Source organism: Pedobacter sp. UYP24, from assembly GCF_054057295.1.
The window spans coordinates 247851-266724 of record NZ_JBSRZD010000003.1 but is presented as its reverse complement, the minus strand read 5'-3'; the positions used below and the strand labels follow the sequence as shown (position 1 = coordinate 266724).

General features: G+C 37.6%; 19 protein-coding genes and 1 pseudogene. 16 read left to right on the top strand and 4 right to left on the bottom strand.

The genetic code is table 11. From position 1 onward, the window contains the following. The first annotated feature begins 193 nt into the window (after positions 1-193). The 3 genes from ACVWYN_RS09410 to ACVWYN_RS09400 are packed head-to-tail and all read left to right on the top strand — an operon-like array spanning position 194 to position 3782. On the top strand, positions 194-1225 hold the full coding sequence (locus ACVWYN_RS09410; protein ID WP_457288596.1) for an RluA family pseudouridine synthase: 1032 nt from the start codon (positions 194-196) through the stop codon (positions 1223-1225). After that, positions 1226-2068 carry an aminotransferase class IV gene (locus ACVWYN_RS09405; RefSeq protein WP_457288595.1) on the top strand — a complete coding sequence of 281 codons (843 nt, stop codon included), beginning with the start codon at positions 1226-1228 and terminating at the stop codon, positions 2066-2068. A 58-nt stretch (positions 2069-2126) separates the two neighbouring features. After that, positions 2127-3782 (top strand): hypothetical protein, encoded by a 1656-nt coding sequence (locus ACVWYN_RS09400; RefSeq protein WP_457288594.1) that lies wholly within the window; start codon positions 2127-2129, stop codon positions 3780-3782. A 397-nt stretch (positions 3783-4179) separates the two neighbouring features. Here the strand turns inward: ACVWYN_RS09400 and ACVWYN_RS09395 are convergent, their stop codons facing one another. Further along, on the bottom strand, positions 4180-4410 hold the full coding sequence (locus ACVWYN_RS09395) for a hypothetical protein (RefSeq protein ID WP_457288593.1): 231 nt from the start codon (positions 4408-4410) through the stop codon (positions 4180-4182). A 284-nt stretch (positions 4411-4694) separates the two neighbouring features. Here ACVWYN_RS09395 and ACVWYN_RS09390 point away from each other — a divergent pair, with 284 nt between their 5' ends. From ACVWYN_RS09390 to ACVWYN_RS09365, 6 genes are all read left to right on the top strand, one after another. Beyond that, positions 4695-5240, top strand: a complete 546-nt coding sequence (locus ACVWYN_RS09390) for a hypothetical protein (protein WP_457288592.1) — start codon at positions 4695-4697, stop codon at positions 5238-5240. A 93-nt stretch (positions 5241-5333) separates the two neighbouring features. Then, positions 5334-6521: a TlpA family protein disulfide reductase gene (locus ACVWYN_RS09385; RefSeq protein ID WP_457288591.1), complete on the top strand. Its 1188-nt coding sequence runs from the start codon at positions 5334-5336 to the stop codon at positions 6519-6521. A gap of 3 nt (positions 6522-6524) precedes the next feature. Then, complete coding sequence (locus tag ACVWYN_RS09380; RefSeq protein ID WP_457288590.1) at positions 6525-7583, top strand: carboxypeptidase-like regulatory domain-containing protein; 1059 nt, start codon at positions 6525-6527, stop codon at positions 7581-7583. 360 nt (positions 7584-7943) lie between these two features. Continuing rightward, positions 7944-8228: a type II toxin-antitoxin system RelE/ParE family toxin gene (locus tag ACVWYN_RS09375; protein WP_457288589.1), complete on the top strand. Its 285-nt coding sequence runs from the start codon at positions 7944-7946 to the stop codon at positions 8226-8228. A 1-nt stretch (position 8229) separates the two neighbouring features. After that, positions 8230-8526 (top strand): HigA family addiction module antitoxin, encoded by a 297-nt coding sequence (locus tag ACVWYN_RS09370; protein ID WP_457288588.1) that lies wholly within the window; start codon positions 8230-8232, stop codon positions 8524-8526. 346 nt (positions 8527-8872) lie between these two features. Beyond that, positions 8873-9514, top strand: a complete 642-nt coding sequence (locus tag ACVWYN_RS09365) for a hypothetical protein (protein WP_457288587.1) — start codon at positions 8873-8875, stop codon at positions 9512-9514. A gap of 21 nt (positions 9515-9535) precedes the next feature. Here the strand turns inward: ACVWYN_RS09365 and ACVWYN_RS09360 are convergent. Continuing rightward, positions 9536-10693: pseudogene (locus tag ACVWYN_RS09360) on the bottom strand (thioredoxin family protein); the annotation flags it as partial. A gap of 308 nt (positions 10694-11001) precedes the next feature. On the opposite strand from ACVWYN_RS09360, the gene ACVWYN_RS09355 reads away from it, so the two are divergent. The 3 genes from ACVWYN_RS09355 to ACVWYN_RS09345 all read left to right on the top strand — a co-directional run bounded on the left by ACVWYN_RS09355 (position 11002) and on the right by ACVWYN_RS09345 (position 14033). After that, complete coding sequence (locus tag ACVWYN_RS09355; protein WP_457288586.1) at positions 11002-13266, top strand: TlpA family protein disulfide reductase; 2265 nt, start codon at positions 11002-11004, stop codon at positions 13264-13266. 226 nt (positions 13267-13492) lie between these two features. Beyond that, positions 13493-13759: a hypothetical protein gene (locus ACVWYN_RS09350; RefSeq protein ID WP_457288585.1), complete on the top strand. Its 267-nt coding sequence runs from the start codon at positions 13493-13495 to the stop codon at positions 13757-13759. Then, the gene (locus tag ACVWYN_RS09345; protein WP_457288584.1) at positions 13749-14033 is read left to right on the top strand and encodes a type II toxin-antitoxin system RelE/ParE family toxin; all 285 of its coding nucleotides are present in this window, start codon (positions 13749-13751) and stop codon (positions 14031-14033) included. The genes ACVWYN_RS09350 and ACVWYN_RS09345 overlap by 11 nt, the downstream gene beginning before the upstream one ends. Before the next feature lie 129 nt (positions 14034-14162). Here ACVWYN_RS09345 and ACVWYN_RS09340 read toward each other — a convergent pair whose 3' ends face one another. Then, positions 14163-14555 (bottom strand): VOC family protein, encoded by a 393-nt coding sequence (locus ACVWYN_RS09340; protein ID WP_457288583.1) that lies wholly within the window; start codon positions 14553-14555, stop codon positions 14163-14165. 31 nt (positions 14556-14586) lie between these two features. Continuing rightward, the gene (locus tag ACVWYN_RS09335) at positions 14587-15756 is read right to left on the bottom strand and encodes an MFS transporter (protein WP_457288582.1); all 1170 of its coding nucleotides are present in this window, start codon (positions 15754-15756) and stop codon (positions 14587-14589) included. Positions 15757-15838: 82 nt separating this feature from the next. On the opposite strand from ACVWYN_RS09335, the gene ACVWYN_RS09330 reads away from it, so the two are divergent. The 4 genes from ACVWYN_RS09330 to ACVWYN_RS09315 all read left to right on the top strand — a co-directional run bounded on the left by ACVWYN_RS09330 (position 15839) and on the right by ACVWYN_RS09315 (position 18822). Then, on the top strand, positions 15839-16588 hold the full coding sequence (locus ACVWYN_RS09330; protein WP_457288581.1) for a DeoR/GlpR family DNA-binding transcription regulator: 750 nt from the start codon (positions 15839-15841) through the stop codon (positions 16586-16588). Positions 16589-16653: 65 nt separating this feature from the next. After that, positions 16654-17235 (top strand): Crp/Fnr family transcriptional regulator, encoded by a 582-nt coding sequence (locus ACVWYN_RS09325; RefSeq protein WP_457288580.1) that lies wholly within the window; start codon positions 16654-16656, stop codon positions 17233-17235. Positions 17236-17305: 70 nt separating this feature from the next. Continuing rightward, complete coding sequence (locus ACVWYN_RS09320) at positions 17306-17782, top strand: SRPBCC domain-containing protein (RefSeq protein WP_457288579.1); 477 nt, start codon at positions 17306-17308, stop codon at positions 17780-17782. Between the two features lie 398 nt (positions 17783-18180). Continuing rightward, a complete protein-coding gene (locus ACVWYN_RS09315; RefSeq protein WP_457288578.1) occupies positions 18181-18822 on the top strand; it encodes a DUF6266 family protein in 642 nt (213 codons plus the stop codon). The last annotated feature ends 52 nt before the right edge of the window (positions 18823-18874 follow it).

Below are 18874 nucleotides of genomic sequence, written 5' to 3'. Positions count from 1 at the left end.
GTAAAGTTTTTCATGTTTAAAATATTTTGGTACAGTAAACGTTGCAGAACAAAAAACAGGCCAATTTCTTTTTTTAAATATGTAATCTGTAAAGATTAGTTTTGCAATATGAAACCGCCCCGCTCTATTTAGTTAGAATCAAGTTTTATAGTGGTGGATAACGTTATATTAACATAGGAAAAGTAAAAATTTAATGGAAAACCTAAAAGGTTACGCAGACCTGGACGATCAGGAATTGTATGAACATTTAAATATTGTGGTAGATAAAGGACAATCGTTGCTTCGCATTGATAAATTCCTGATGCACCGTGTAGAGAATGCCTCCCGTAACCGCATACAGAATGCAATAGAGGCCGGTAATGTGCTGGTTAACAAGAGTACCATAAAGGCAAGCTATAAAGTAAAACCTGCTGATGAAATTTCTGTAGTGTTCCCGCACCCCCCTCGTGATACTGAAGTTTATCCAGAAGATATTCCACTGGATATCATTTACGAAGACAAAGATCTGCTTGTAGTAAACAAACCTGCTGGCATGGTGGTGCACCCCGGTTATAATAATTATACAGGTACTTTGGTTAATGCGCTTGCCTTCCATTTTGATCAGCTACCGCAGTTACCAGGTAACGAAGGGAGGCCCGGTCTGGTACATCGTATAGATAAGGATACATCTGGTCTGCTGCTTATTAGCAAGAACGAGATCACCATGACCAAGCTCGCTAAGCAATTTTTTGACCATAGCATTACCCGTAAATATGTGGCACTTGCCTGGGGCGATGTGCTTGAAAATGGTACTGTTAGCGGATATATCGGTCGCAGTTTAAAGAACCGGATTATTATGGATGTATATGACGACGAAGAAAAAGGTAAGTGGTCTGTAACACATTATACCGTTCTTGAACGTTTAGGCTATGTAACATTAATTAGCTGCCAGCTTGAAACTGGTCGCACACACCAAATCAGGGCACACATGCAACACATCGGACACCCCTTATTTAATGATGCCAATTACGGCGGCGATAAGATTGTTAAAGGCACTACCTTCAACAAATACAAGCAATTTGTGCAGAACACCTTCAGTTTAATACCCCGACAGGCGTTGCACGCACAAACTTTAGGGTTTATACACCCAACTACGCAGCAGTATATGGAGTTTGAAGCACCCTTACCGGCAGATTTTGATGCAGCCCTAAATAAATGGAGAAATTACATCGTACAACCCCAGTAAATGCAACAGCAATACCTTATACATAACGACGAGTTTATTTCATCAGATCAACCTGTACTTAGCGCTCAAAACAGGGGTTTTAAGTATGGCGACGGTCTTTTTGAAACCATGCGCATGTGCAATGGCAAGCTACAGTTTGCAGAACAGCATGCCGATAGGTTAAGGAATGGAATGAAGGCGCTTAAAATGGAAGGTACGCTACTGATGGACGAGTATTTCTTGAAGCAAAAAACTACAGAACTGGCGCGAAAGAACAAGCTGAAAGACAATGCCCGGTTCCGCTTATCTATTTACAGAGATGGCGCCGGACTATACACTCCAGAAAGTAATAAGACCGGATATTTACTGGAAGCCGCTGCTTTATCTGACGCCGGATATGAGTTAAATAAGAAAGGCTTAATCGTAGATGTATTTGATGAGATCACTAAATCGCCAGATAAGTTGTCTAATTTCAAGACCACCAACTCTTTGATTTATGTAATGGCGGGACTTTTTAAAAAGCAGCACGGACTGGACGATGCCTTTATCCTCAATAATGCAGGTTTTCTTTGCGAAAGTATAAGCTCTAACATCTTTGTGGTTTACAACAAAGAAATTTATACACCTGCGCTTTCAGAAGGATGTGTGGCAGGGGTAATGCGCAGCGTTGTTACCGGTATTGCAAAACAGGGTGATATCCAGTTAATTGAAGCGCAGATCAATCCTGAAGTGTTAAAAGAAGCCGATGAGGTTTTTATTACCAACGCGGTAAAAGGTATACAATGGGTTATGGGGTATGGGCGTAAGCGCTACTTCAATGAGGTATCTAAATTTATGAGTTCCAAGTTGAACGCTGTTGTTTGACCATAACCATCACTGGCATTTTTATTTTCTCTATCTTGACCTATAAAACCACCTGGTGATGAAATATAGGCTGCTGATTATCTTTTTATTAATTAATGCATTCGCTACGCAGGCACAGTATAAATCCCAGCCTGAAAACAATGTAGTGATCACATCCGTGGAACAGAAAACTCGGGTATACCTCAACGAAAATAACACCTTACAGATTAATGTATCCCCTAAAGATGTTCTGAAGTTTAAAGTAGCCGGATCAGTACGTTACAGCGACCTGGGTGCCAAGGGCGATGGAAAAACAGACGATATGTATGTCATTGCCGCTACTCATGCATTTGCCAATTTGCAGGGCCTTAGTGTAAAAGCCGACGATGGAGCCACCTATTATATTGGAGGGAAGGAACGTACGGCGGTCATACAAACCGACACTTATTTCGGCACAGCCACGTTCATCATCGATGATACCGAAGTGAAAAATCATAATGCTGCTGTTTTTACGGTGAGTTCTTCCCTTAAACCATTTAAACTAAAGTCGATAGCTTCACTTAAAAGGAACCAGAAAAAAATCGATGGCTCCTTTCCCGGCCCTTGTCTAATCACGGTCACGAATTCAAACGTAAAACAGTATATCCGATTTGGCCTAAACCAAAATACCGGTTCTTCGCAGACTGATATCATTCTTTCAGACAAAAATGGTAACGTGGATAGCAATGCACCAATCATCTGGGATTTTGACCAGATCACAGATATGACTGCTTTGCCTATCGATGAAAAGCTGTTGAACATTACAGGAGGACGATTCACCACCATTGCCAATAAAGCCGAATCAAAGTACACCTATTACAGCCGGAACATCAGCATCAGACGTTCCCATGTGCTTGTAGAAGGATTGCAGCACAACATCACTGGCGAAGGGGACCATGGGGCACCGTATGGAGGCTTTCTCAATATCGGTGACTGTGCTTACGTAACGGTAAAAAACACCATACTTACTGGTCACCAGACCTATAGCACCATCGGTGCGGCAGGTAAGCCGGTAACAATGGGCACTTACGACCTGTCTGTAGACCATGCGCTCAACGTTTCTTTTATAAACTGCAGCCAGATCAATGACATTAATGATACCAAATATTGGGGTATTATGGGTTCAAATTTTTGCAAAAACTTGCTTTATGACCATTGTACACTTTCCCGGTTTGATGCCCATCAAGGAGTTGCAAATGCCACCATCCGCAACTCTAAACTGGGCCACATGGGGATCAATGCCATTGGCAGCGGACTCTTGACAATCGAGAATACTACCGTGCTTGGAAGAAGTTTTGTGAACCTGCGGCCCGACTATGGCAGTACATGGCAGGGGGAGTTGCTGATCCGTAATTGTGTTTTTATTCCTGCTGCCGGAAAGCCTATCAATGCCTCGCTGATAAGCGGATCTTATTCGGGTGAGCATGATTTTGGATACACGTGTTACATGCCCGAAAAGATTACCATCGAAAACCTCCAGATAGATGACTCCAAGCATTCTGATAACTATCAAGGGCCAACCATTTTTGCCAACTTCAATCCAGAAATGAAGAGCGATTCCTATCAGGAAAAGTTTCCCTACATTAAGACTAAAGAGGTTATACTCCGAAACGTTACAACTACCAGTAAAAAAGCGCTACGGATTAGCGATAATCCATTTATGTTTAAGGATGTAAAAATTGTACAGGAGCAATAGTTTGCAGGAGCAGACGTCCAACATTATCGTTTATAATTTTTTCATTGATTTCCATCACTTTATTGCCTCTGCAAATTCTACAGTTCTATAATGTTATAGTTTGTTTTTTGGATTTCTGTTAGAGTTGAAAATATGCAAAATATAAATTTGATTTTCATCTGGTGCTAGTTCGAATAAAATTATAAAAGGAAATTTAGGAACTACATATTGGCGATAGGAACCAATTTTTACAGGGTAAAATAATGGTTGATTTGATATGACTGAAAGCGAAGCTTCAATTACAGATAGGAAGCGTTATCCTAGTCCCTCTTTCTTTGTTTCATACCAATCGTAAGAATCTTGAAGTTCATTACCTGCAAGTGACGAAATGATAATTGTGCAACTCAATGATATAAAATTATCGATTTAGCAAATTCTGCTTTAAGTCTGAGAAGGAGATTCCCTTATCTTTACCAGTCTTGAGGTCGTTTGAACGGTTATTTAGCTCATCAATTAGCTTTTTATCTTCCCACCAAATGTAGGATGAAGACTGATTGTCAATAGAATATTTAAGTCCCATTTTATCTAGGAAAGCCAAAACAGATTTTTCAGCAGATTGATCTTCAATGTTTATTGTTAGTGTGCTCATACCTAAAGATTATGTATGGTAAAATTACTTAAAATTTTAGATAAAAAACTACTTATCGTTATATCTGGTTATGGGCTGGAAGTGGTTTCGCTTTGGGCTGGATAAGGTTTCAGTTAGGTTTTGCTTGGGAATTCGTTGTTAAAAGGTACCTTTTCCCAAGCAAGCCCCAACCAATACCTAAGCAAAGGTTTACTCAGTCTGGAACGAAGCCATAACCAGATGCGATGCAGATAATAGAATCATTCCTTATATTAGGGAAGATTCTGGACCTTAAATTACGTGTTATGAAGAAGATATCTTTAATATTCGTACTGCTATTAGCTAGCTTATTGATCAAGGCGCAAATAAAAAAGGAAATTGTAGCAGACGATGAGCAGAATATAAAAATTCAAGTACCTAAAATTGTTAAAAAGGATGACATCAGATCTTTGATTTTTAAATCTATTTGGACTCAGAGGTTTACAGACTCGCTGGCTGCAATACCAAAAGACGAAGCGCATATGCTTTCAGTAGCAGTTTCATTTAATAAAATGGGCGAGGTGGATACAGTTTATTTTTCTGCGAAGATGACGCCTAGACTGAAAGATTTTTTTGTGCCTATTAATGAATTGAAATCTGCTATCTCAAAGCGTATTTCAATATCTAAAGTTTATAAAGATGTAGTTATACTATTTCCAGTTTTGTTTCATTATAGAGATCATAATATGATTAAAAAGGGTATTCTAATTGATGACTTTATTAATTTATGGCCCAGACTGAGTAAGGAAGATGATCTTAAAAAGCTCGTTCTTTTAGAGCCTTATAACGTTTGGACAGTGAAGTATATTTAAGGTTGTCGAATCAGCCCCACACTTCATTTTGCTGATTGCCTAAAGATAATGTAACCAATTTTGACTCTGACCTCATCAATAAATAAGAAACTAATGGAATGGCTTAAATATATATTAAAAGTAAGCACTTATACGCTCTTATTTCTTGCTGTTGCCCACTCGTCGAAAGCACAAATAAAAGTCGGGGAAATTGCTCCTGAATTATCAATCAAGGATTGGATTAAAAATGTTCCTGATAGCAAGGATTTGAAGGGAAAATTCATTGTAATAGATTTTTGGGCCACCTGGTGCGCACCTTGTTTGGAAACTCTGCCGCACATGAATACGCTGGTTGAACAGAATAAATCCAGGAAGGATTTAGTATTTTTAGCTTTAACAGATGAAAAGAAAGATAAAGTAAACTCTTTATTAAAGCGTGTTTCATTTTCTGCAGCAGTTGTTACTGATCCTACCCGTAAAATATTTGATGAATATAAAATTGATCAAATACCCACATGCGTGATCATTGATGATAAAAGCAAGATCAAATGGGTTGGACATCCTTCAAAACTTAATAATCAAATCATCCAAAATATTTTAAATGGGCAAAGTCCAGAGTCACTTCCTATTGACGAGAACCCGTCTCCACAACGAATGAGTAAGGTAGCAGACTCTTTATCAAAACGCTATGGTACTTATTTTATGGATGATGAGATTAAGGAGTATTTTAATCTGGGACCATTATCTGCTGAAAAGGCGATTATGAAGATGTGGGGTGGAAGGAAGATAATTGTTGTTGGATATAGCTTGAAAGATGAGTTTGCAAATTTCTTACATGTGGCCAGTAATCAGGTAGTTTTGCCAGAAAAAATAGCTAAAAGCCGGCTTTCCTACCTATATAAAACGAAAGAAATTAGAAAGGACAGTGTATTGTTTAATTTAATTCTTGACCGTTTAAATTTGAAATATAAAATAAAAGATACCCTGGTTGAAGTGATGCAGTTTGAAGTGGTTGATAAAGGGTTACTCAAAAAGGTTGAGGCTGATCCTTTATCAAAATCATCGCGCGCTAGCTCATCTGAGTCTTACATTGGCGTTGTCAATAGTTCCTTCTCTTCATTCAAAAGTGAAATTGAAGATGCTTTTAATACCATAGTTGTTTTAAAAGAAGAGAAGAATTTTGAAAAGAAGGTGTCTTTGACCCTTAAGAAAGATAATTTGGAGAGTTTAAAAACCGCGCTAAAATCTTATGGAATTGAAGTAAGTTTCTTGAAAAAGATTATGCCAGCTTACATATTTTAAACCATGAGAAAGCTTATTCTATCTGTACTGTTTTTATTGGCAACCTATACCGCTCAAGCTCAACTTAACTACTCAATAACTGGAACAGTGAGGGGTGAGAAAGATGGAAGATTACCTGGGGCGACTGTTTTTTTGGATGGAACAGAGAAAAAGACAGCTACCAATGAGAACGGAGAATTTAGGCTAGATAACTTATCGCCAGGTACCTATGAGTTAACAGTTCATTATCTCGGTTTTAATACCTTGAAGCAAAATGTAATTATTTTGGATAAATCCATTGCTTTAAAATTAGCATTAGAGCATTCTGAAGAGGAATTACAAGAAGTGGTGATTTCCGGCTCGGAAAGTAACAATAAATTTTTAGGTCTTTTTTTACGAAACTTCTTAGGCGATACAGAAAACGGAAGATCTTGTAAAGTTTCAAATCCTGAAATACTTAAGTTCTCAGAAAAGACACTTTTTGTAATGGCTAAGACAAATGGTTTTCTGGAAATAGTAAATGAAAATTTGGGATATAAGATAAAATACTTGCTCCGTGATTTTAGAATGAACCGGGTAACTTCGGTGACCAGCTATACTGGCGAATGTATTTTTGAGGAGATGAAAGGGACTGAAGCAGAGGAACAAAAATGGGCGGAACAAAGGGGAAGGGCATACCTGGGATCGTTTTTACATTTTATGAGATCGGTATACAGTAATACTGCAGACACTGAAGGTTTTAGCTGCCGTTTTCTAGTTGACCAAAATATGCTTACGCAGCGACTGAGTGATAAAGTAGAGGTGGAGCACTTAAGCAAAATGGATAAGAAGCAGCTATTAATGTTTAGATTTCTGTTGCCACTGTATGTTCAATACGACCCATTAAAAAATCATGCTGCATCCGGCGAAGATAGCGCCACTAAATCCTTCAAGGAGGGTAAAGGGTCTCTTCTTTTTCCATTTCTAGAAAATGCATTGATTGATAGAAAGGGTGCTCTGGTTGATTACAGAAGTTTTTTGATTAAACTAAATTGGGGAACTAAACGACTTGGGGATCAGCTTCCCTATGAGTATTTACCCTAAGTCATAAATTACGATCGAGGAATGACAACCTGTTTAAATCTTCTCTCCGGCGACTAATCTGATCGATATTAATAAGTTTCACCACTTTCCGGGTTGAATTTGTGCCGTGTTTCATCTGTGACTACCGGCAATCTGGTAACTAGAGAATGAACAAAAGAAAGCAACGAGTTATTAAAGGAAGATAGGTGCCTTTCATTTTTAATGTATTACCCTCGTATGCTAAAATCAAAACATTTTCTCCGCTTTAATCGTCCAAACAAATGTATATAGTGAATTGCATTTTACAAATTTGTTGACCTCTAAAAGAATTAATTTGATTTTCAATTCCGTAAAGCGTATGTTTACGCCATACAGTCAGTTATGATTGAAACTATTAAAAATAAAGCCTTGCGGCTTCTTTGGGAGAAAGGAGATGGCAGTAAACTACCTCCTGCGCAGATAAAGAAAATAAAGCTCATTTTGCAAATCATTGACGATCTGGAAGAAGTTCCAGAAGATCTTGCAAATTTGGTTTCATTCCGGCCACATCCTTTAAAGGGCAACCTGCAGGGATTTTGGAGCCTAAATGTTACAGGTAATTATAGAATCATCTTTCGCTTTGCAAACAAAACTGCTTTCGATTTAGACTATTTAGATACGCATTAATATGAAAAGAGAAATGGAATTAACCCACCCGGGAGAAATTTTAAAGATGGAAATTGTGGAAGGTCGTGCTTTAACCATTGCTAAAGCCGCTGAATTATTAGGCGTTACTAGACCCACATTATCTAATGTATTGAATGGTAAGGCTGCTATAACGCCTAATATAGCTTTAAGAGTTGAAACGGTATTTGGAGGTGCAGCACGTTTTTGGGTTCGTATGCAATCATCATATGACCTATCAATAGCTAAAAAAGGGTTTATGGAGAATCCACCTAATATTACACAATATAAATTCGTTTGATTAATCAGAAAACCACATTCAATGACCATCTAGGTTTGTGTCCAAGTTCAGATGAGGCTTAAGTGCTGTCGTGATTTTTGTCTCTATTCTTGGCTAATCGGTTAGAACATTTAAATCATTATTTCACCCTTTTTTGATAGCGCGCGAAACCCCTATGTCTTCATATGACCCGGTACTATAAAACGGTATGCTTTAATCATTGTATAACTTCTCAACACAGGGCATATGTATGGCTATTGTAGCACATTTTCAAAAGCAAACTTATCGTAAATATTGTATTTAATGCGATGGCAAATGTAAGTTTGAAATCTAATAATAAATTTGGTTGAATAAAAAACTATAAGCAATGGGAGGCCGTATAGTGCTAGATATCAATAATATATTCATAAGTCGCGTAAGATTCTTATTTCTAATTGTAGTATCCATTTTCTTGAGTTGCGAAAAAAAGATTACTGATGAGCAGTTTGAACAAAGAGTGTTAAGCGAGATATTTGTTAGGGTTGTTGATTCTACTTATAAGGATAAAAGAGTTTATGCAAGTTTTCCGGAAAGAGGTGAAGATATTTATAACAAAAATGGAAAATGGGTTGGACGAGATACAATTGGACAACATAAAAGAGATATCGATTATGAAATTAAAATAGAAGCTTTAAAAAAAGACACACTTAATCTTATTATTGCTATTGGAAAGGGTGGCTTGATCAATGACAAAATAGACCTACAAAATTACAACAGTCGAAAATTTATATTTAGACACCTTTCCGAATTACCGCCAGCTCCTGATTATAAAAGTTGGACTGTTAAGCACCCTAAATTCGCTGGAGTTTTGGTTTTTTCTAAAATAAAATTTGATGTTAGAAAGCAATATGGAACTTTAGAAGTAAGTTATTATTGTGGAGAAAGATGTGGCTTAGGTTATGTAGTAACTATTAAAAGAATAGATGATAAATGGGTAGTCAGTAAAGTTGAGGATACATGGATTTCATAGATACGGTTGTAAACAGCATCTTTAAATCTTCTCTCCGGCGGTCATTTTCTTAATCTCTAATTCAGCAGATTCGTCCGGTTGGCCACCTAATTCAATTGCCTCTTTCATTTTGGCGATAGCTGCATCTTTCTTTCCTGTTTTGTATAAAAGATGGCTTTGCATCTTTATGTACCATGGATTGCTTTTTATAACGTCTTTTGGTATTTTATTTGTCCAGTTAATTGCAGCTTCCAATGTAGCAGAGTCATCAGCAAACAACAACACCGAGTTTTGGCAGGTATGGAGTTTATCAAAGTCTATTTGTTTGCTTTTTTCAAGGTAGTTGTTAGTCTCAATAACAAAATTAGGCCAGTCTTCGGACCATTCGTAATAAGTGATAGGAGCAGTTAAGGCAAACTCTTCAGCATAATCTGGATACTTATCTTGAAGTGTCTGATTTAGCTTCACCCAGTCCACATTTTTTGCCATGTCACCGCCATACCCCACCATCCCACCACCATACTCAGTCTTTACACCATTTACTCTTATGACTGGAAAGATAACCTCATCAAAAATGATCGTCTTCATTAGCTCTACACGTCTCTTTTCGCCAATTAACTTGTCAAATTGTTCAAAATTCGTAGCTACAATTGGAAAGCCCGGGTCTTTACTTGTTCTGGTTCCTTGGGCAATTAACTGCAAGTTACGTTCGGTATTGAGGTTTTTTTGAGAGGTAAGATAAAGGTTAATATACATTGGCAATACCTGGTCATCTCTTGAGCTCTCTGCCGCTGTTATTAAATTGGATAAATAGCTCGTGTCCGCCTTTTTGTTGGCAAACTGAGCTTTTAATTGCAAATATTGAGTTTTAGGATTAAGGGCTTCTTCAGACTTTTTAACGAATTCTGCACCTGTGGCAGTACCACCTTTAATAAAGTGAATTAAATTTCCCTCCGGAGTAAAAAAGAGGTAGGTAGGATAGGAGTCGACCTTATATTGACTATGAATTTCTTCAACGTCTTTGTACCGGCTCTTAGTGTAACCGTCGTCCTTATTGGTTTTATCGAACAGGGCCGCTACATTTATAAAATTCTTGTTGAAGAAATCGCCAACTTCTTTTAGTGGAAAAATATTCTTCTTCATTGTTCTGCATGGCACACACCAGGTGGTATACGCATCTAAAAAAATGTATTTGTTTTCTTTTTTAGCCTTTGTTTAATTTGAGCCCAGGATGATTGATGATCAAACTGTATACCTTCGGAAGATTGAGCGTTTGCAGTAGCGGATGCTAATAGTAACAACATTCACAGTTTTAGCGTTTTCATACTTAATATTTGGGAGTAGTAATATAGGGAATAAATTCAGCATAATTAATAAATTGTCGATGGAGGGAGGCCGATTATTCACCTTTTAAGTTAAACTAAGTTAAAAGTTTTGTGGAAAAACGTAAAAGTTGTAGATTGATATGGTCAAGCTTACGTTGTCTGATCTTAATCGAATTTAAAACTATGAAAATTAAACTCTTAATTTCCATTCTCCTAGTCTGTGGAATAACTAAAGCGCAAACGCTTAAGCTAAAGCCAGGACAGAAATTCAGCTACGAAGCCATAAACGAAATTGAGCGAATAAATCAAACTGGTAGTTCTAAAAATTATGAATATTGGAAAACCAATTTTGTAGTATTAAATCACGCAAAGAACACCTATACATTACGTGCCTCACCGGAAATATTTCTAAAAAAATGGGGCGAAGATATAGATGATTCGACAGTACCGTTTGAAGAACAGCCAGATGATTTTATGTCAATTGCTAAGAAAGTAATAACCAATTCGTCATACGAATTAATTATAGACGATAATGGTAAGATCACCGGTATAAATGGCATACCAGAAATAAAAGCTGCAATTTTGGTAAAATTGAAGGAGCTAAATACGCCGGAGGGTGATCAAAAACATGCAGAACTTACAGAGATGATTATCACAAATAATTATTTAAAGGCACGCTCGTCCTTTTTCGAGCGCACAACAAAAGCTTTAGAGCGGGTTACCAAAAGCGGATTGATTCTTTCATACAATAGTGACACTACAAATAATAGTATTTCTTCCCAGGGCAATCAAACAAACGTTACCAATACTATTACCAAATTCAATCTGATTGAGCCAAATGGTAAACGTGCCACGAGGCCTCTCCTTTTAATGGCAGAAGCAAAAGAGAAGATGAGCTATGCTGAATATAGTACACCGATAAAGAGAGCCATCCGTAAAATTAAGGAGCTGCCTCAGCAGTTTATTTATGAAAAAGGAAGTCAGACTATTGAAGCTAAGATCATGAAAAAGCTGGATTTGCTAGATAAAAATTTTGCGAAAGATGATTACCAATATATGGGGGCCAAGCTGATTATTTTAACCTTTTTAAAGTCAGAAACGTGTACATCTATTCTGGACAAAGTACCTTATGAATATTTGCCGACTGAAAATGACATAGACAATAAGCTTACACGTGAATTGGCTATGGGCAATCTCAGTAATGTCAAAAAGGCCGTGGAATTGTCTTTTACTAAGTTTAAAGGTGAATTGTATTATCCTAGGAATATGGTTAACACTAGTAGTTCAATACATGACAGTTTTGGTGGACTGATTTATAGACTTCAAAACAAGGACTCACTTCAGTCCGCATATACAATCATCAAAGAGTTAGAGCACCTTCAGATCCCAATATTGACAGAGATGCTCAAAGGGATGAAGACCTACTTACAGGCAAAATTGGCAACAGGCCAAAGTGAGCTGGCCGAAATTGCAAATACACACTTCAATTCAACTTTCGACAAGCCAGGGCGATATCGGATACTGATCTATGACGAATTAGTGAAAAAGCACGCCCCGGATTCTTTGAAGCTTGCTTATATTGATTACACCGTAGAGCTTGGGAAGAAAAAATTAGACCAAATTAATTCAGGGTCCATCGAACATCTAGATCCTTCGACTCTGGAGGATTACATCTTCGAAAACAGAATTGTTTATAAAAAGCATCTTGCTGATGCCTATTACCGAAAAAGCAAATTGCAGAAAAGTACAGAACAATCCTTTTTGCAATTGGCAGCTGATTACTTACCCACACAACAGGACATTGTTGACAATCAAAATAGCCTAGAAGTTGAATACAAATTCGCGCCGTTTATTCCCTACACTGAACTTTATTTAGCATCTGGGATTAATTCTGGTACGAATGATGAAGCCAGGTTGAATAGATATGTCGATATGGTGATCCTTGAGCCGGAACGTTATGCGATATTGAAGGAGAATTATGCTAAAGCTTATCCAAAAGGAGATTTCAAAGTCTTTTTTAGTACGGCATTAAAAAGTAAGCTTCCAGCAGTTCCAAAGTTTTCATTGAATGAGCGATCAGGAAGCGTTGTTTCCAATAAGGACCAGCAGAATAAATTTGTATTTGTCGACTTTTGGGGAACCTGGTGTGAACCCTGCGTAGCAGAAATACACAAGGTTGACGAGATACATTTGAATAACCCCAATCCTGGAAAGCTTCTGGTCACCACAATAGCATGTTATGATAAGAAGAAAAACATTGATGACTTTATGGCAAAGGAAAAATATACCTTCCAGGTGCTAATGTCAGATGGGCAGGCACAAAAGGATTTCAAGATCAGAAGCTATCCTACAAAACTTTTGTTTCTTCCAAATGGAGTTTACTTAGCTATTCCTTTTAATTCAGATTATAATGATATTTTAAATAAATATCTAAAGTGGGAAATTTAGTCCTTTCAATTGATTTAGCTTTACTTCGATGACTTACATGTGTTTATTAAGCAATGAAGAGGATACTTATTAACCCTATTTATCATTATTCCAACGTTTAAGGGTAATTATGGCACATTTTAAAAATGTTTCGGTTAACAATCTGGGTCAGCTGTAAATTTAATAAACTCTTAAAATTATTCTTCCTACATTTGTATTACAAGTGAATACATTTAGATATATACAAATGAATGCTACAATAGAAAAGAAATTAACATCTATACGCCTGCAGCAGGATTTATATTTATACATAAAAAATAAGGCCGAAAAGTCCAATCGGAGCGTAAACAACTACATTGAAACTCTTTTGTTAGAGGGTTCTGGATTTTTAGAACCAAACAACGAAACCATTAGCGCTATGCATGAAGTAAAAAATAAAAAGAAGGGATTAGATACTGTTAACGGAGCAGAAGAATTGGATAAATATTTATCGAATCTTCGGGATGAGTTATAGTCTTATTTTTACTACTCAGTTTAAAAAGGATTCAAAAAAATATTTAAAAAACCCGAAAAAGTTCTCCAAAATAAGATCCTGTTTAATGCTTCTTGAAAAAGGCGGCGTTGATTTGATACTTGAAAACATGAAACCGCACAAATTATCCGGAAATTGGGCAGGATATTGGGAGAGTCATATTGAGGGTGATTTATTAATTATCTGGCAACAAGAAAATAGCCCCAATGAAATATATTTGGTGCGTTTAGGAAGTCATTCAGAATTATTTAAGTAATCCAACAGGATTCTTAGAGTTCCACCGTATAATAATAGTTCCGTTTTATGAGTGTTAAATTTGCAAAACATTAATTTATCAAGTCACTAAATCAAGTTGTCAGACAGCGGAATTATATCATCAATGAGTTTATTCGGCTATTATTTCGACCATATTACCCTCTGGATCAAGAAATACGGCCTCGTAATAGCCGTCGCCTGATAACCTCGGTTCTCCTACAATACTGTATCCTTCTTGCCGCAACTGCTCAACCATTTTATTCACAAATTGGCGGTCACCAACGGTAATTGCAAAATGTGCCAACCCTGTATTGAAACCTCGCTTTTCCCCTTTACCATTAATGTCGTTTCGGTGCATCAATTCAATCCTACATCCCCCTTCATCAAAGCTTATAAAGTAAGATTGAAATTGCTTAATTGGATTGATATATTTTTCGCCACATGAAGTGTCAAAATAATTGAGGTAGAAATTATGCATTATTTCCAAGTCATCAACCCAAATGGCTATGTGGTGTATTCTCATGTCTTTATCTTTTTGTAATTGATCTGATGTTTTACGATTTCCTGAGTGAGTAAGTAATAGCAACTACGAATAGTAGTAATCCTACAGCACCTAATGCGATGTTAAGAGAAAAATGGAATGCGATAAACCCAAGCAACGCTGGCCCGGCCAATTGCCCGGCATAGCCCATTGTACTAATTATCGGTATGGCAATGGAAGCAGCAACACCCTTTAGGTTTCCTCCCTCGGTAAAAAATACCGGAACAATATTAGCCGCACCAACGCCTAATAGTACAAAACCTAAAAGCGCAGTTGCCAGCCATGGCGTACCAACTGCTAGAAAAATACCCGATGCAGCTACCAACCCACCGGCTACTACAACTGTTTTCCCATTCAATTTTTCTACCATTTTATCGCCCAAAAAGCGCATGCTGGCCATAGCAATAGAAAAAGCTGAGTATCCAATACCTGCAAACTCGGAGACGACATTTTTATTTTCCTGAAGAAACAATGCGCTCCAGTCCAGCATCGCACCCTCAGATAGGAACACAGCAAAACACGCCAGGCCCAGCAAAATAACACGGCCATTTAACCAGCCCATGGGGTTGCTTTTCATATTACCGCTATTCTGATGTTCGTTTGTAATGTTTAACTCCATTTTTCTACCAAACAGGGCATTGTATTTCCAAATCAGGATAAGTATTAATAATGCCGAGATTGACACAGCAGCAATGATAGGATTTAGGCCAGATTTTATGAGAACCCCCAAACCAAGAGATCCGCAGAGTCCGCCCACGCTGAAAAGTCCGTGAAGTGATGACATAATCGGTTTCCCGATGGATTTTTGTACATGAATCCCATGGGAATTCATAGTGACGTCCATCGTACCGATTCCGGCCCCGAATACAAATAATGCAGCCCCCATCAATATAGGATTGGGCATGATCAATAAGAGAGGAAGTGAGATTGCTATCAACAGTCCCGACATGAGTATGATGATCCTTGTTCCGAAGCGGCGTGACAAAAATCCACTAATCGGCATCGTAAGAATAGCTCCAGCCCCCACCATAAGTAGTAATAAGCCAAGATCAGCGTCATTTAGTCCCAGCCTTTGTTTGGTCAAGGGAACCATAGGAGCCCAGCTAGACATTGCAAGCCCGCAAACTAGAAATACCGCCTGCGTTGCACGTTTTGCTTTTGTGAGGTAATTTCCAGTTATCATGAGACAAAGAAAAGCAATATGTTGCAAATTTGCAATATATTGCAAAATATATCTACTCAAAATATTATCTTCGTAAACTGTTATGATTAAGGAAAAGCGTTTTGAGCATATTTTAGCCAGCTTGAAAGATACTGGCATAATTACATATTCAGGCATTTCTACTAACCTGAGTGTTTCACAAGACACAGTTAGGCGTGATATTGATTATTTGTACAAAAATGGTTTGCTTTCCAAAGTTAAGGGTGGTGCGATTTCCAGGAACAAAAATCCTATAAGCTTCCTTGATCGGAAAGATTATGAATCTGAACAAAAGGAAATTATTGGCTTAAAGGTTCAACCTTTCCTAAAAAAAGGAATGACTCTTTTTATGGATGGTGGAACAACCATTTGTGCAGTTGCAAAACTCTTTTCTTCAGATTCATCTTTCAGAATTATTACCTCCAATCTTGCTTTAGTTCCTATTTTGGAGAATTTTAAGAACATTGATCTGATCGTTTTAGGAGGAACATACAATAGAAATACACAAACAAATGTTGGCTCCAAAACCTGTGACGATGCGAAACAATATGTGGCAGACATCTATTTAATGAGTAGTTGCGCTGTTTCCGTAGAATTTGGACTTACTTCTACTATTCAGGACGATGGTGCTGTCAAACAATCGCTATTAAAAGGCGCTAAAAAAATTATTTTATTAAGTAATAGTGAGAAGATCGGTACAAATGAGTATTTTAAGGTGTGTGAATTGGATAAGGTAGATATTCTGGTGACTGAGCTAGTGGCAGACGATCCGAAGCTTAACGAGATCCGATATATAGGCTTAACTTTAATTTGAAGCTGATCGAGCAGAAATAAATTCTACTTTCTCACCTGTAGCCCTAAACAATTAACGATAATTTCATGAGACATTTCTTGCTTCAACATATCGACCTGACAGAAGATGAGCTTACAGATTTTTTTTCTGAGACCACACAACGGCTTTTTAAGACAGGTACCATTATTTTTGAACCGTCTAAAATATTTGACAAACTTTATTTTATCGAGGAAGGTTTGATACGATCTTATAGAATAAAAAATGGGCAGGATATAACCTATCACTTTTATCTAAAGCAAGAATTCTGCGTTGACTTTTATAGTTACTTAAATGACAGTCCCTCTGAACTGTTTTTTGAAGCACTTGCTGACACCACAGTTTATGAAATTTCAAAAACTACAATGGCAACGAAAATGCAAAAGTTTCCACAAATAGAAAAGCTCGGCAGGTTAATGGCAGAAAAGGCCTACAATTCAGTAGCAGAGCGACTTCGTGAAATGCAGGTAGAAAGTTTAAAAGAACGCTATTTAAAGCTACTTAACAGAAATCCGAAAATATTTCAGGACATTCAACAAAGACATATCGCAACATATCTAGGTGTAAAGCCAGAGAGTCTTAGTAGAATCAAAGCTTATATTCACAAAAAAAAGATAAGCCTCACTTCTTAACCTGTGTTATTTGATGTGTGAACCAGTCGCTTTTACTTTGTATCAACAAATCATTTTAAAAACATGCAAAATGGATCACGACAAAATTATTTACCCAGCCAGGTTTGAACCTTCAAACTCCCCAATCTTTGTAAGAAATGAAATTAAAATTAATGCTACCCCTGAAAAGGTTTGGTTTTGGCTAACAAATGCTACCACTTGGAACGAATGGTATTTCAATGCTTCTAACGTACAAATTACTAATCAGCAAAACAATCATCTATTGGCAGGCACAATGTTTAATTGGAGAACTTCTGGTATAAGTCTTAAGTCCGCAGTAAAAGAGTTTATTCCTTATCAGCGCTTGGCGTGGGAAGCAAAGGGAACGGGAGTTTCAGCTTATCATGCCTGGTTATTAGTTCCTACTGAAAATGGCTGCAAGGTAATTACTGTAGAAACGCAGCACGGGTGGTTTTGCAGGCTTGGAAAGCTTTTAATGCCAAATAGGATGTATAAATTTCATCAAATTTGGTTGGAAGGGCTGAAAACAAAAGCCGAACAAGAATAACAATTATGAACATCGGTTTTGCATTATGGCGGGGTTAGTGAAGGTTTTAGACAAAGCACTATTCTCTCTAAAAGGGTAGAATACTAATAGATCGTTCTAAAACCGATTCCACCCATCCCCTTAAATATTTATTAAAATAATTTAAACCTTTTTGGTTTTTGATTGTCTAACAAGTGCTGGAAGATATCGTCGTTAACAACAGGGTAAAAAGCTACGGTCGCTGAATAACTATAATTTCTATTTTTCTAAGAAACAGAACCATCAAACATTCTAATTAATACTGTGCCATACCAAGGGTAATGGTATAATTATGCATTGCGCATTTACGGCTGAGCGCCTGTCATTCGCCTTCATTGTGAAAAGTAAACAGGTATTTGAACTAAATTTTTAATAAAAATATGGCTAGATATAACTATGGTATAAATGGGCCGTTTTCCGGAAAATGCGGAACGGTAGTAGGTGCCTCATGGAATGGAATTAACTACATGAGGTCTTTGCCAGGGCTTAGCTCGGCTCCGGCAACAATCGCCCAACAGGCACAAAGAAACAAGATTTCTGCAGGTAGCTCACTGCTCAAACCGATCTCCGATTTGATTAAACTAGGGTTTCCCACAAAAGTGAAAGGTAAGACCGCCATGAATATCGCCATGTCTTACCTTACCAAATATGCGATGACTCATGTGGGTAAAGACGTAACCCTGCATTATGATAAAATGATTTTTAGTGAGGGCATTTTGCTGCCATCCCACTTAGAGGAGATTGTTACGTTCGATAATGCCCTGGTGCAGGTTAAATGGAATAATTCGCCGGAAACAGTCCTGAATCAGTACAGCGATAAAGCAATGGTAATTTTGTATAACCCTGAAAAGGAAGAGTTTGTAGAGTTTGAACACATTGCAGATCGGGGAGATAAGGAGGTGCTGTTACAGCTGCCTGAAGATTTTAGCGGCGATACCGTGCATTGCTGGGTGTTCTTTGCAAGCAGCGACGGGTCTCGCGTGAGCAGCAGTAACTATTTTGAAGCTTTTACAGTAGCATAAGTAGTTGATAATAATTGCCCGCTGGGATAGTTGGCATAAAAAGTTCTTTGAC